The sequence below is a fragment of the Haliea sp. genome (assembly GCF_041395985.1).
Classification (GTDB): Bacteria; Pseudomonadota; Gammaproteobacteria; order Pseudomonadales; family Halieaceae; genus Haliea.
This window is the reverse complement of sequence record NZ_JAWKZJ010000001.1, coordinates 674,416-688,114: the sequence shown is the minus strand read 5'-3', so window position 1 is coordinate 688,114 and position 13,699 is coordinate 674,416. Positions and strand designations below refer to the sequence as shown.

14 protein-coding genes are annotated in these 13,699 nt (G+C 63.2%); 7 read left to right on the top strand and 7 right to left on the bottom strand.

Going from position 1 to position 13,699, the window contains the following annotated elements; translation table 11 throughout:
• Nucleotides 1–10: 10 nt before the first annotated feature.
• On the bottom strand, nt 11–2,263 hold the full coding sequence (gene parC / locus R3E49_RS03175) for a DNA topoisomerase IV subunit A (RefSeq protein WP_371293712.1): 2,253 nt from the start codon (nt 2,261–2,263) through the stop codon (nt 11–13).
• Nucleotides 2,264–2,335: 72 nt separating this feature from the next.
• The gene (locus R3E49_RS03170; protein ID WP_339638617.1) at nt 2,336–3,154 is read right to left on the bottom strand and encodes a cyclic nucleotide-binding domain-containing protein; all 819 of its coding nucleotides are present in this window, start codon (nt 3,152–3,154) and stop codon (nt 2,336–2,338) included.
• Between the two features lie 215 nt (nt 3,155–3,369).
• Here R3E49_RS03170 and R3E49_RS03165 point away from each other — a divergent pair, with 215 nt between their 5' ends.
• Both R3E49_RS03165 and R3E49_RS03160 read left to right on the top strand, forming a co-directional pair.
• Nucleotides 3,370–3,852 (top strand): peptidylprolyl isomerase, encoded by a 483-nt coding sequence (locus R3E49_RS03165; RefSeq protein ID WP_371293711.1) that lies wholly within the window; start codon nt 3,370–3,372, stop codon nt 3,850–3,852.
• Between the two features lie 2 nt (nt 3,853–3,854).
• Complete coding sequence (locus R3E49_RS03160) at nt 3,855–4,304, top strand: GNAT family N-acetyltransferase (protein WP_290741319.1); 450 nt, start codon at nt 3,855–3,857, stop codon at nt 4,302–4,304.
• Here the strand turns inward: R3E49_RS03160 and dtd are convergent.
• Nucleotides 4,291–4,737 (bottom strand): D-aminoacyl-tRNA deacylase, encoded by a 447-nt coding sequence (gene dtd / locus R3E49_RS03155; protein ID WP_371293710.1) that lies wholly within the window; start codon nt 4,735–4,737, stop codon nt 4,291–4,293. The genes R3E49_RS03160 and dtd overlap by 14 nt on opposite strands.
• A 3-nt stretch (nt 4,738–4,740) precedes the next feature.
• Nucleotides 4,741–6,552: a translational GTPase TypA gene (gene typA, locus R3E49_RS03150; protein WP_290741314.1), complete on the bottom strand. Its 1,812-nt coding sequence runs from the start codon at nt 6,550–6,552 to the stop codon at nt 4,741–4,743.
• Nucleotides 6,553–6,975: 423 nt separating this feature from the next.
• Between typA and glnA the strand changes: the two genes are divergently transcribed.
• The 5 genes from glnA (at nt 6,976) to trmL (ending at nt 12,252) form a co-directional block, all read left to right on the top strand.
• Nucleotides 6,976–8,382 (top strand): glutamate--ammonia ligase, encoded by a 1,407-nt coding sequence (glnA, locus tag R3E49_RS03145; RefSeq protein ID WP_290741311.1) that lies wholly within the window; start codon nt 6,976–6,978, stop codon nt 8,380–8,382.
• Between the two features lie 133 nt (nt 8,383–8,515).
• Nucleotides 8,516–9,052 carry a DUF4124 domain-containing protein gene (locus tag R3E49_RS03140; RefSeq protein WP_371293708.1) on the top strand — a complete coding sequence of 179 codons (537 nt, stop codon included), beginning with the start codon at nt 8,516–8,518 and terminating at the stop codon, nt 9,050–9,052.
• Nucleotides 9,053–9,307: 255 nt separating this feature from the next.
• On the top strand, nt 9,308–10,375 hold the full coding sequence (glnL, locus tag R3E49_RS03135; RefSeq protein ID WP_371293707.1) for a nitrogen regulation protein NR(II): 1,068 nt from the start codon (nt 9,308–9,310) through the stop codon (nt 10,373–10,375).
• Nucleotides 10,359–11,768, top strand: a complete 1,410-nt coding sequence (glnG, locus tag R3E49_RS03130) for a nitrogen regulation protein NR(I) (RefSeq protein ID WP_290741305.1) — start codon at nt 10,359–10,361, stop codon at nt 11,766–11,768. Before glnL ends, glnG begins: the two co-directional genes overlap by 17 nt.
• A gap of 19 nt (nt 11,769–11,787) precedes the next feature.
• Nucleotides 11,788–12,252 carry a tRNA (uridine(34)/cytosine(34)/5-carboxymethylaminomethyluridine(34)-2'-O)-methyltransferase TrmL gene (gene trmL / locus R3E49_RS03125; protein ID WP_371293706.1) on the top strand — a complete coding sequence of 155 codons (465 nt, stop codon included), beginning with the start codon at nt 11,788–11,790 and terminating at the stop codon, nt 12,250–12,252.
• Nucleotides 12,253–12,306: 54 nt separating this feature from the next.
• Here trmL and secB read toward each other — a convergent pair whose 3' ends face one another.
• Genes secB through R3E49_RS03110 form a run of 3 tightly spaced genes read right to left on the bottom strand, consistent with a single transcriptional unit; the run spans nt 12,307 to nt 13,542 of the window.
• A complete protein-coding gene (gene secB / locus R3E49_RS03120; protein ID WP_290741300.1) occupies nt 12,307–12,816 on the bottom strand; it encodes a protein-export chaperone SecB in 510 nt (169 codons plus the stop codon).
• A gap of 24 nt (nt 12,817–12,840) precedes the next feature.
• On the bottom strand, nt 12,841–13,119 hold the full coding sequence (grxC, locus tag R3E49_RS03115) for a glutaredoxin 3 (protein ID WP_290741298.1): 279 nt from the start codon (nt 13,117–13,119) through the stop codon (nt 12,841–12,843).
• A 9-nt stretch (nt 13,120–13,128) separates the two neighbouring features.
• A complete protein-coding gene (locus R3E49_RS03110) occupies nt 13,129–13,542 on the bottom strand; it encodes a rhodanese-like domain-containing protein (protein ID WP_371293705.1) in 414 nt (137 codons plus the stop codon).
• Between the last annotated feature and the right edge of the window lie 157 nt (nt 13,543–13,699).

The window sequence follows — 13,699 nt, the reverse complement described above, 5'->3', positions numbered from 1 at the left end:
GGCAATGTGGCTACTCCACCCGCATACCGTCAACCTTCTGGAAGCCCCGCGGCAGCTTGTTGCCGCGCCGGCCGCGCTCGCCGCGGTAGTGTTCCAGTTCGCTGAACTTCAGGGTCAGGTGACGCTTGCCCGCCTGGATCACCAGCGATTGCGCTTCGTCGATCACCTGCACCGTCACCAGAAACTCCTCGCGGGCCTGGACCCGGGCTGACGGGATACCGAGGATCTTGTTGCCCTTGCCGCGCGCCAGCTGGGGCAGGTCCGCCAGCGGAAACACCAGCAGGCGGCCTTCGTTGGACAGCGCCGCCACCCAGGCGCCGTCGTTCTCCGCCGGCACCGGGCAGGGCTGCAGGACGCGCCCCCCCTTGGGCAGTGACAGCACCGCTTTCCCCGCACGGTTCTTGGTTTGCAGGTCCGAGTAGACCGCCACGAAACCGTAGCCGGCATCACTCGCCAGCAGGAATCGCTGCTGCTCATCCGCCAGCAGCAGGCCTTCGAAGGTAGCGCCGGAGGGCGGGTTGATGCGCCCGGTCACCGGCTCACCCTGGCCACGCGCCGAGGGCAGATTGTGCGACGCCAGCGTGTAGGCGCGCCCCGTCGAGTCCAGTATCACGGTCGGCTGGTTGCTGCGGCCGCGGGCATCGAGCTTGAAACCATCCCCGGACTTGTAGCTCAGGCTACCTGCATCCACATCGTGGCCCTTCGCCGCGCGAATCCAACCTTTTTCCGAGAGCACCACGGTGATCGGGTCCGCGCTCATCAGCTCCAGTTCACTGAACGCGCGGGCCTCCTCGCGGGTCGCCAGCGGTGAGCGCCGCGCGTCGCCATACTGCTCGGCGGCCGCCTGCAGCTCCTTGCGAATCAGCGTTTTCAGGCGCGCCTCGCTGCCCAGGGTAAGCTGCAGGGCATCCCGCTCGGCGGCCAGCTCCTCCTGCTCGCCGCGGATTTTCATTTCCTCCAGCTTGGCCAGGTTGCGCAGCTTCAGCTCAAGGATCGATTCTGCCTGCGGATCGGTGAGGCCAAAACGCGCCATCAGGGCGGGCTTGGGCTTGTCCTCGGTGCGGATGATATGAATCACTTCATCGATATTCAGGTAGGCGATGAGATAGCCTTCCAGAATATGCAGGCGTTTGAGCACCCGCTCCAGCCGGTGCTCCAGACGCCGGCGCACGGTCGCGGTGCGGAAAGACAGCCATTCGCGCAGAATCCGTTCCAGCGATTTCACCGCAGGGCGGCCGTCGGTGCCGATCATGTTGAGGTTGACCCGGTAGGTCTTTTCCAGGTCGGTGGTCGCAAACAGGTGGCTCATCAGCGCTTCGGCATCCACCCGGTTCGAGCGCGGCACAATCACCAGTCGCGTCGGGTTCTCATGGTCTGACTCATCGCGCAGGTCGGCCACCATGGGCAGCTTGCGGGCCTGCATCTGTGCCGCAATCTGCTCCAGCACCCGGGAACCCGACACCTGGTAGGGCAGGGCACGGACGATGATGTCGCCGCCCTCGCGCTCCCAGACCGCGCGCATGCGCAGCCCGCCGCGGCCGGTTTCATACAGGGCGCGAATATCCTCCCGGGGGGTGATGATTTCGGCTTCAGTCGGGAAGTCCGGCGCCTGTACAAACTCGCAGAGGTCCGCCAGCGTGGCGCGCGGCGACTCCAGCAAATGCACGGCGGCATTCACCACTTCACGCAGGTTGTGCGGCGGGATATCGGTCGCCATGCCCACCGCAATGCCGGTGGTGCCGTTGAGCAGCACATTGGGTACCTGTGCCGGCAATACGGAGGGCTCATCCATCGTGCCATCAAAATTCGGTACCCAGTCCACCGTGCCCTGGGCCAGCTCGCCAAGCAGCACGTCGGCGTAGGCGGTGAGTCTTGACTCCGTGTAGCGCATGGCGGCGAAGGACTTGGGGTCGTCCGGTGAGCCCCAGTTACCCTGCCCGTCCACCAGCGGGTAGCGATAGCTGAAATCCTGCGCCATGAGCACCATGGCCTCATAGGCTGCGCTGTCGCCATGGGGGTGGAACTTGCCGATCACGTCGCCCACGGTGCGCGCGGACTTCTTGAACTTTGCCGTCGCCTTCAGGCCCAGCTCGCTCATCGCGTAGATGATGCGCCGCTGTACGGGCTTCAGACCGTCACCTATGTGCGGCAGCGCGCGATCCAGAATGACGTACATGGAGTAGTCCAGGTACGCCTTTTCAGTATATTGATGCATCGAGACCTGCTCGATACCATCACTGTCGATTTCCACTATGTCGGACATGCAAAAAGCCTGTGTCTGTTACATCAGGAGCCAGCGGCGTCTTCACCCCGCCCCGCGGCGTGAAGACCGGGCTCAGCGTTCCAGCGGGGTGCTGCCGTTGCGCGTGGCAACCAGCTGCTCATTGAGATTAACGATCGAGTTGGCCATATCCACCAGCAGGCTGTGGATGGTGGCCGGGTTGTTGGCGATGAGATCCGTGAACTGCTCCTTGCGCACTTTCACTACCGAGCAGCGCGTCCGCGCGCGCACCGTGGCACTGCGGTCAGACTGGGTCAGCGCCGCCATGGCGCCAAAAATCTCCCCTTCATTGATGCGACCCACGACCACATCGTCCACCAGTACTTCCGCGCTGCCGGACGAGAGGTTGAACACGTATTCCGCCCGTTCGCCCTGCCGGATGATCACATCGCCGGGCTGGAACTCCTCGAATCCCGGCGTCGCAAGGCCGGATTCCGGTGTGTTCGCCGCGGTGATACGCAGCATGAGGCCAGCGTAGGTGACCAGCAGGCGGGTCCACACTTTCACCGCCGCCGGGTTGGCAAACACCTTCTGCATCAGCTCCAGCCCGGGAAAGGCGTACAGGCTGGCACCGGCTTCACTGCCGAACACCACGGCCATATTGGCATTGCTGGTGCCGGCAATATCCGGCAGCAGCAGGTCGCCTTCATCCAGCAGATAAACGGTGCGCCCGAGATAGCGCGCGGTGAGGGAGCCGCTTGCCACCAGATAGAAGCGGGTGGCATCGAAGCCGCGAAACGACCCATTGCGAACGGCCTCTACCTGAACCTGCACAGGCTGGATGTCGACAATATCGATCAATGCCGACACCAGCTCCTTGAACTGCTGGTTGAGGTGGGTAAAGTCGGGAGAAAGTTCAGCGTTTGCCAGCATCACCGTGCTCTTTGTCAGTCTTTGCGCGGCCATCGCGCCCGCCTTCGGCAGCCGTGGAGGCCTGCCCTGTCTGCCGGCACCGCACGCCTGCGCATACTACCAACTATTCAGGCAGCGGAGAATCGCCAAAGCCGGGATTTGTACACCGGGAGGATGCCAACGCCCCGGCAGGGCGTGATAATATCGCCACCCCCGCTTCGATGGATCGTACCATAGTGAAAATAAGCCAAGACACCGTCGTTACATTTCATTACTCACTGCAGAATACGGCCGGCGAGGAACTGGAATCCTCCCGCGGCGGTGACCCCAGCGCCTACCTGCACGGCGCCAACAATATCCTGCCTGCATTGGAGTCGGCACTGGAGGGCCTGGAAGCCGGCGCACACACTGAGGTGGAGCTGGCGCCCGCCGACGCCTACGGTGAGCGGCGCGAGGGCCGCGTGCAGAAAGTGCCGGTGAAGCATCTGGTGTACCGGGGCAAACTGCAGCCGGGGATGACGGTACAGCTCAACACCAGCGAAGGGCGCCACCCGGTAACGGTGACCAGGGTGGGCCGCCACAGCGCCGAGATCGACACCAATCATCCCCTGGCGGGCCAGACGCTGCGCTTCGCCATCGAAATCGTTGACGTGCGTGCCGCCAGCGCTGACGAAAAAGCCCACGGCCACGCCCACGGCGTGGGCGGCCATCACCACTGACCGTGGGTCAGTGGCTCAACACGCGCTTCGAGGCTCTCTCGGCCGCTGAGCTGTACGCGGTGCTGCAACTGCGCCAGGATATTTTTGTGGTGGAGCAGGCCTGCGTGTATCGCGACCTCGATGGCCTGGATGCGCAATGCTGGCACATGCGCCACCAGCGGGGCGCAGAACTACTCGCCTATCAACGCTGCCTGCCGCCGGGCCTCAGCTATGCCGAGAGCTCACTGGGCAGGATTACGGTGCCCGCGGCCGCGCGAGGGACGGGGCTGGGGCGTGCGCTGGTGCAACGGGGTATCGATTTCAACCGCCAACAATGGCCCGGGGCAGGCATTGCGATTGGCGCCCAGGCCTATCTGCGGGACTTCTATGCCAGCCTGGGTTTTGTCGCCAGCGGCGAACCCTACCTGGAAGATGGCATCTTCCACCTGCACATGCGGCTTATGCCGGGCTAGTCTCCAGCAAAAAGGTCACCGGCCCGTCGTTTACCAGACTCACCTGCATGTTGGCGCCGAATTCCCCGGCGGCGACACCGGCGTGGCGTTCACGCAGCTGTGCCAGCATCCACGCGAAAAACGGCTCCGCCTCTTCCGGCGCCATGGCGGTGGAAAAGCCGGGCCGCAGGCCCTTGCGGGTATCTGCCGCGAGGGTGAACTGGGACACCAGCAACACTTCGCCGCCGGCATCCCGCACGCTGCGATTCATGCGGCCCTCGTCATCGGGAAAAATGCGATAGCTGAGCAGCCTGTCCAGCAGGCGCAGACCCGCTTCGCGCTGGTCGCCCTGCTCCAGCCCGAGAAACACCAGCAAACCACTACCGATTTCCCCGACACAGCGCTCCCCCACGGTCACTTTCGCCGTGGTGACGCGCTGCAGCAGAGCCTTCACGCCTCAGGCGCGACCGGCGCGGCGGCGCTCGTGCTCGAGCAGCAGCTTCTTGCGCAGGCGAATGCTTTCCGGCGTGACTTCTACCAGCTCGTCCTCTTCGATGAACTCCAGCGCCTGCTCCAGGCTGTGGCGAACATGCGGGGTGAGCGTCAGGGCCTCATCCGTGCCGGAAGCGCGCACGTTGGTCAACTGCTTGCCCTTGATCGGGTTCACGGTCAGGTCGTTACCGCGACTGTGCAGACCGATAATCTGCCCCTCGTAGACCTCCACGTTGGGGCCCACGAACAGGCGACCACGGTCCTGCAGGTTGAACAACGAGTAGGCGAGGGTCTTACCCTTGACCATGGACACCAGCACACCGTTGGTGCGGCGGGCGATCTCCTGATTCTTCACCGCACCGTAATGGTCGAACACGTGGGTGAGAATACCACTGCCGGAGGTCAGGGTCAGGAACAGGCCGCGGAAGCCGATAAGGCCGCGGGCGGGTATGATGAACTCCAGGCGCACCCGGCCCTTGCCGTCCAGCGTCATGTTCTCCAGCGATGCGCGACGCAGGCCCAGCTCTTCCATGATCGCGCCCTGGTGCTGCTCCTCACAGTCGATCACCAGCTGCTCGTAGGGTTCCTGCATGACGCCGTCAATTTCTTTCTGAATCACCTCGGGACGCGAAACACCGAGCTCGAAACCCTCGCGGCGCATGCTCTCGATGAGTACCGACAGGTGCAGCTCCCCACGCCCGGACACCTTGAACTTGTCCGGCGTATCACCCGGCTCTACCCGCAGTGCCACGTTGTGGATCAGCTCGCGTTCAAGGCGCTCCTTGATATTGCGCGTGGTGACGAACTTGCCCTCACGGCCGGCGAAGGGCGAGTCATTGACCTGGAAGGTCATGCTGACGGTGGGTTCGTCAACGGTCAGGGGCGGCAGGGCCTCTACGGTGGCGGGGTCACACAGCGTGTCGGAAATGTTCAGCCCCTCGATACCGGTCACGCAGACAATGTCCCCGGCCTCTACAGAGGGGACTTCAACCCGCTCCAGCCCCATGTAGCCCATCACCTGCAGGACGCGTCCGTTGCGGGTTTTGCCCTGGCGATCAATCACCGTGACCTGGGTGTTCGGCTTCAGGGTACCGCGGGTCACACGGCCCACACCGATGACACCGACGTAGCTGTTGTAATCCAGCGCGCTGATCTGCAGCTGCAACGGGCCATCGCGGTCTACCGCGGGTGTCGGCACCTTGTCGATGATGGTCTGGAACAGCGGCTGCATGTCGTCTGCCATGGCCTCGTGATCAAGGCCGGCAATGCCCTGGATGGCGGAGGCATAGACGATGGGGAAGTCGAGCTGCTCGTCGGTGGCGCCGAGCCGATCAAACAGGTCAAACACCTGGTCGACCACCCAGTCGGGGCGTGCGCCCGGACGATCCACCTTGTTGATGACCACGATGGGGTTCAGGCCCTGCTCGAAGGCCTTGGAGGTCACGAAACGGGTTTGCGGCATAGGGCCGTCAACCGCGTCTACCAACAGGAGCACAGAGTCCACCATGGACAGTACGCGCTCCACCTCACCGCCGAAGTCGGCGTGTCCGGGGGTGTCCACGATGTTGATCCGGTAGTCGTTCCAGCGGATCGCCGTATTCTTGGCCAGAATGGTGATACCGCGCTCCCGCTCCTGGTCATTGGAGTCCATGATACGCTCTGCCCCTTCGGAGCGACGGTCAAGGGTTCCCGACTGATTCAGCAGGCAGTCCACGAGCGTGGTCTTGCCGTGGTCAACGTGGGCAATAATGGCGATGTTGCGAAGCTTCTCAATCAAGGGAGTTCCTCAGTCCGGGGGCCCGGCAGCAAAAAAGGCGGCGGATTATACCCCAGCACCGCAGTGAGCGGAGCGCCCGTTTCCGGTGATAATGCGGTATTCGCGCCAGATCAGGCAGCAGCGGCTACAGGCGGGCGCCGGCAGCGTTGGCGGCAGAATGTCGCCACGCGCCCGTCGTGCACCAAAATAAAGCACTGACGCATCAAAATAGAGCACGGCGATGGGGCGCCACTGCACGGGCGGTGATAAACTGCTGCAAAACAGGGAGTTAGGCCCCCTGGAATCTTGGCATGGGTTTTGCTGTTAGGAATCCTGCCAAGATTCGCTGGCCGCTGACGGAGCGCTCGCAAGCAACCGCCGCACCAGGAACACGCACTGCGCCGAAGACTGTGGCACGACTTTACACCCCATGGAGGACATCCAATGTCAGAGCATACTCTGAACCTGATCAAGAATAGCGAAGCAAAATGGGTCGACCTGCGCTTCACGGACACCAAAGGCAAGGAACAGCACGTCACCCTGCCCGCCAGCTCCGTGGACGAAGATTTCTTCGAAGACGGCCAGATGTTCGATGGTTCCTCCATCGCCGGCTGGAAGGGCATCAACGAGTCAGACATGATCCTGATGCCGGACGACAGCACTGCGGTGCTGGATCCCTTCACCGATGACACCACCGTTATCCTGCGTTGTGACATCGTCGAGCCAAGCACCATGCAAGGCTACGAGCGCGACCCGCGGTCCGTTGCACGTCGCGCCCAGGAATACCTGCAGACCACCGGTATTGGCGACACCGCCTTCTTCGGCCCTGAGCCCGAGTTCTTCGTGTTCGATGACATCAAGTGGCACGCGGACATCTCTGGCGCGGGCTACGCCATCAGCTCTTCCGAGGCCGCCTGGTCTTCCAACCTGCACCAGGAAGACGGCAACACCGGCCACCGCCCGCGCGTCAAAGGCGGCTACTTCCCGGTTCCCCCCGTGGATTCGCTGCACGACATCCGCGCAGCCATGTGCACCGCCATGGAGCAGATGGGCCTGGGCGTAGAGGTACACCACCACGAAGTGGGCACTGCCGGGCAGTGTGAGATCGGCGTCAAGTTCAACACGCTGGTGAAGAAAGCAGACGAAGTACAGATCCTCAAGTACTGCGTGCACAACGTGGCGCACGCCTACGGCAAAACCGCCACCTTTATGCCCAAGCCACTGGTGGGTGACAACGGCTCTGGCATGCACGTTCACATGTCCATCTCCAAGGACGGCGTGAACACGTTTGCTGGCGACGGGTACTCCGGGCTGTCGGAAACCGCGCTGTACTACATCGGCGGTGTCATCAAGCACGCCAAGGCGCTGAACGCGTTCACCAACCCGGCGACCAACTCCTACAAGCGTCTGGTTCCCGGCTTTGAAGCGCCTGTGATGCTGGCCTACTCTGCCCGTAACCGCTCCGCGTCGATCCGCATTCCCTACGTTGCGAGCCCCAAGGGCAAGCGCGTGGAAGTGCGCTTCCCCGACCCGGCTGCCAACCCCTACCTGGCCTTTGCCGCACTGCTGATGGCGGGCCTCGACGGCATCCAGAACAAGATCCACCCCGGCGATGCCGCCGACAAGGACCTGTACGACCTGCCACCCGAAGAAGGCAAGGCCATCCCCACCGTGTGCTCCAGCCTGAGCGAAGCGCTGAAGTCACTCGATGAGGACCGTGGCTTCCTGACCGCAGGCGGCGTGTTCACCGACGACATGATTGATGGCTACATCGACCTGAAGGCGGCCGACATCGAGCGCCTGAACATGACCACACACCCGGTCGAGTTCGACATGTACTACTCCGTGTAAGCTGCGGAACGCTGTTTCCAGGCCCGCCACGTGCGGGCCTTTTTTATGCCCGCAGCACCCCGCCCCGGGGATAGGGCACCAACGCTTTTTCTGCTAAGGTTATGGGGAATCGCCGCGCCGGAGGCTATCGGGCATGATCCGTCTACTGCTGCTGTTATCGCTGCTGTTGCCTGTGGCCACCCAGGCCAGTCAGCCTATCTACAAATCCACGGATGCCCAGGGCAACGTGGTGTTTACCGACAAACCACCCGCCGAAGGCACCGCCCGTGAAGAAGTGACCCTGCGCCGCCTGAACACGCAGCCAGCGCCCGACATGAGCAGTGCGCCCGCGCCGCGCGATATCGCCCCGGAGGCGGAGCCAGCCGTAGCGCGGACGGTGACGATCATCTCGCCGGCAGACCAGACCGTGATACCCATGGGGCAGGGTGACTTTACTGTAGAGGCCTCTGCACAGCCCCCACTCAGCTCGGGCGAGAAGCTGGTGCTGCAGATTGACGGCGCACCCGTAGGCGATGCCCAGACGAACGGACGCTGGGCCCTGACCAATGTGTTGCGCGGTGGTCACGACCTCACGGTGGTGCGCCTTGGCGCCAGTGGCGCCGAAGTCGCGCGCTCCCCATCGGTACATGTCCAGGTCATGCGGCCCTACAATATCCAGAACCGCAACTAGCCCACACTGGACAGCGCCAGCGCTGCCGTGCACTATATTGGTGCGAATTATCAGCGGCTGCGGGAAAACACTTCGACAACCTGCCCTGAATCGCTGAGACTTGCCATTTTCGCCTTTTAAGTAAGTGCTCGCTACCAATATAACCCTATTTTTTATTGGTCAACCAGTGAGGCGCCTCTCCTAAAGGCCAAGTTGGCGTTATTCTTGCTTTGCCAACAGGCGTACCGCGCTCAGGCGGTCAATCATGGGGCAGGCATGCAGCAGAAACCCGACATTCTGGACCACATCAGCACCGGCGTGATCGCTTTGGACGCACAGCTGCGCGTCACGGCGATCAACTCGGCGGCCGAGGTGCTGCTGGAAGCCTCGGCCACGCGGGCCATGGGCATCGACGTCAGTCAACTGGTGCAGCACCCGGGTGAATTGCTGCAAACCCTGAAGCAGGCCCGGGCCAACCGCGCCACCCTGGCCCGGCGGGGCATGCTACTGGTCACACACACCGGCCAGGAAGTACAAATCGACCTGATTGTCACCGTGCTGCACGGCGAACAGGGCGATAGCCTGCTGCTGGAGCTGATTCCTATTGACCGGCTGCAGCGGATCAGCCGGGAAGAAAGCATGCTGCACGCGCAGGAAACGACCCGTGCGGTGATCCGTGGTCTGGCGCATGAGATCAAGAACCCGCTGGGTGGCGTGCGGGGGGCGGCCCAGCTGCTGGCCAAGGAACTGCCCAACGAAGAACTCGCAGAGTACACCCGTATTATCATCCGCGAGGCGGACCGCCTGCGCGACCTGGTGGATCGCCTGCTTGGTCCCAACCAGCGGCTGGCGATAGAGCCGGTGAATATCCACGAAATCATTGAGCATGTGCGCAACCTCATCTCGGCCGAGGTGAATAACGCTGTCACCATCAACCGCGACTACGACCCCAGCCTCCCGCCGCTGCCGGTAGATCGCGCACAGCTCATCCAGGCGGTGCTGAACATCATGCGCAATGCCCTGCAGGCGGCGGCGTCGCCGGAAGCGTGCAGCATTCTTCTGCGCACCCGCTCGCAGCGGCAGTTCACGATCAGTGGTCGGCGACACCGCCTGGTATGCCGCGTCGATATCATCGACAACGGCCCCGGTATTCCGGCAGACCTGCAGCAGGCCATTTTTGTGCCCATGGTGACCGGACGCCCGGACGGCACCGGGCTGGGACTGTCCATAGCGCAGTCCATCATCAACCGCCACGGCGGCCTGCTGGAGTGTGCCAGCGAACCGGGCAACACCCGTTTTACCCTTTATTTACCAATGGAACAGAGCCATGCAGAGACACGCTAAAGTCTGGGTCGTGGATGATGACAGCTCTATCCGCTGGGTGCTGGAACGCGCGCTCAGCCAGGCCGGTATCGACAACGAGAGCTTTTCCGATGGCGACCAGCTGATCGAGCGCATGCTTTCCGAGCAGCCGGACGTCATCATCAGCGACATACGTATGCCCGGTATCGACGGCCTGGACCTGCTGACGCGCATCAACGATCAGCACCCGGAACTGCCTGTCATCATCACCACCGCCCATTCCGACCTGGAGAGCGCTGTCGCCTCCTACCAGCGCGGCGCATTTGAGTACCTGCCGAAGCCCTTCGACATTGACGAAGTGGTGGCGATCACCGAGCGCGCACTGGCACAGGCGCGGGAGAAGCGCGGGGAAATGACCCTGCCCGAAGCCCTGCCGGACACCGAGATCATCGGCGAAGCCCCGGCCATGCAGGAGGTTTTCCGCGCCATCGGGCGACTGGCACAGAGCAACATCACCGTGCTGATCAACGGCGAATCCGGTACCGGCAAGGAGCTGGTGGCCCGGGCCCTGCATCGCCACAGCCCGCGGGCCCAGCGCCCCTTCATTGCCCTGAACATGGCGGCGATACCCCGGGACCTGATGGAATCCGAGCTGTTTGGCCATGAAAAGGGCGCCTTCACCGGTGCCAACAGCAAGCGCGAAGGCCGGTTCGAGCAGGCCAACGGCGGCACACTGTTTCTTGACGAAATTGGCGACATGCCAGCGGAAACGCAAACGCGCCTGTTGCGGGTGCTCGCCGACGGCGAGTTCTACCGCGTGGGGGGGCATACCTCAGTCAAGGTCGATGTGCGCATCATCGCCGCGACCCACCAGGACCTGGAAGAGCGGGTACAGCGCGGCGACTTTCGCGAAGACCTGTTCCACCGCCTGAACGTGATCCGTATCCACATACCCAAGCTGGCGGAGCGGCGCGAGGACATCCCGCGGCTGATGAAATTCTTCTTTCGCAAGGCCGCCGAGGAACTGGGCGGTGAGCCGAAGCTGCTGCTGCCGGAGACCGAGCGCTTTCTTACCGCGCTGTCCTGGCCCGGCAACGTGCGGCAGCTGGAAAACACCTGTCGCTGGCTGACCGTCATGGCCTCCGGGCGTGAGATTCACCTGCGCGACCTGCCTCCGGAACTGGGCAAGGTGGCGGCGCCCGCGGCGGGCGGCGGCTCCTCGCAATGGAACGAGCAACTGGGCCAGTGGGCGCGCAAGGAACTGCAGCAGGGCAAGCACCACATTCTGCGCCAGGCGGTACCCATGTTCGAGCGGGCCATGATTGAAGTGGCGCTGGCGCAAACCCAGGGCCGCAAGCGCGATGCCGCGGAGCTCCTGGGCTGGGGTCGCAATACGCTCACCCGCAAAATGAAAGATCTGGATATGAGCGACTGAGGGACGGCATACTGCGTGCATGCTGAACATCGTCCTGTACGAACCGGAAATTCCCCCGAACACCGGCAATATCATCCGCCTGTGCGCCAACACCGGCTGCCAACTGCACCTGATTGAACCACTGGGGTTCGAGCTGGACGACCGCCGCCTGCGCCGCGCCGGCCTGGACTACCGGGAGTTCGCCAACGTGCAGGTGCATGCCTCACTGGAAGCACTGCGCAGCAGCCTGCCACACTCGCGCCTGCTGGCTGTCAGCACCCGGGGCACCACGCCACACCACAGGGCAGACTTCCGCCGTGGCGACGCGATTCTATTGGGCCCGGAAACGCGCGGTCTGCCCCAGGCGCTGCTGGATGCATTGCCGGCGGAGCAGGTCTTGAGAATTCCCATGCAGGCCGACAGCCGCAGCCTCAACCTGAGCAATGCGGCTGCCATTCTGTGTTACGAAGGCTTGCGCCAGCTCGGCTTTCCCGGGCTGGCGTGAACGGCGGGGCGTGCGCAGCCGACCGGCGCCGGACAGGCGCGGCCGGGTAGCAGACTAGTGCTCGGTGCCAGCGGCAGCGGCCGGTGCCTGGCCCTGCTCCTGTGAGCGCGCCAGCGCCTGCATATACAGGCCATCGAAGTTCACCGGCGCAAGCATGACCGGGGGAAAGCCGCCCTTCACACACAGGGAGTCGATATTCTCACGGGCGTAGGGGAAGAGGATGTTCGGCGCCGCCGTGGCCAGTACGCGGCGCAGATTCTCGCCGTCGAAGCCCTTGATCAGGAAGATGCCCGCCTGCTGGATTTCAACCAGGAAGGCTGTTTCGTCTTCCATCTTGGCAGTCACCGTAATGGTCAGCACCACTTCGTAATTGCCGTTCTCGTCAATGGCATCGCTCTTGGTGTTGAGGTCGACATTCACCTTGGGCTGCCACTGCTTGCGAAACACGCCCGGGCTGGCAGGCGACTCGAACGACAGATCCTTGTTGTAGATGCGCTGCAAAACAAACTGCTGTTGCGCCGGTTCTTGTGCGGCGCCTGCTGCTGTTGCTTGTTCATCGGCCATTGAGCCGTCCTCCATCAGGTTGTGTTAGCGGCCGGGCGCCTGTTGCGCCTGGGCCAATAGGGAATCGAGACGGCCCTGGCGCTCCAGCGCCACCAGCTCGTCGCAGCCGCCGACATGCACGTCGCCGACCCATATCTGCGGCACCGTATGGCGACCGCTGAGGCGCTCCATCTCGGCGCGCTTTGCGCGGTCACCATCGACCGGAATGTCCAGAAACTCTACGCCCTTGTCGGCCAGCAGCCTGCGCGCTCGCACGCAATAGGGGCAGAAGCGCGTGGTGTACAGGGTTACCGGAGCCGTCACGAGCGCGACCTACTTGACCGTGGGCAGCTGCAGGTTACTCCACTCCAGCATACCGCCACCCATCTTGTAGACCTTTTCATAGCCGGCGGCCTTGAGCTGTTTACCCGCAGGGCCAGCTGTCTGTCCCATCTTGCAGACCAGGATGACCGGGCGCTGGCGATACCTGGCCAGTTCGTCCATGCGGGCAGGCAGTTTGGCCGCGGGAATGTTCAGCGCATCGACGATGTGCCCGCTTTTGAACTCCGCGGCATCGCGCAGGTCAACGAAAACGCCCTCTTCCGCGTTCACCAGGGTAATGGCCTGCTGTGGCGTCAGGGCCGGACCGGACTTGCGTGCCTCGTGCATAACCAGCATGACGACAACCGCCAGCAATGCGGCAAACAGCAGCCACTGCTGTATGAAAAATTCGATAAACAGGGCCATAACCGTGTTGTGCGCTCACCTGTGAGAAACTGTTCGGAGGCCACCCCGGGCACACATTGGCAAAGCGCCGGCGGGAGGGCTGCAGAAAAGGCCGCAAGTATACAGGCTAAGCCCTGCGGCAACCAGCCTGCCCGGCGGGCGATGCGATTCCCCCAGC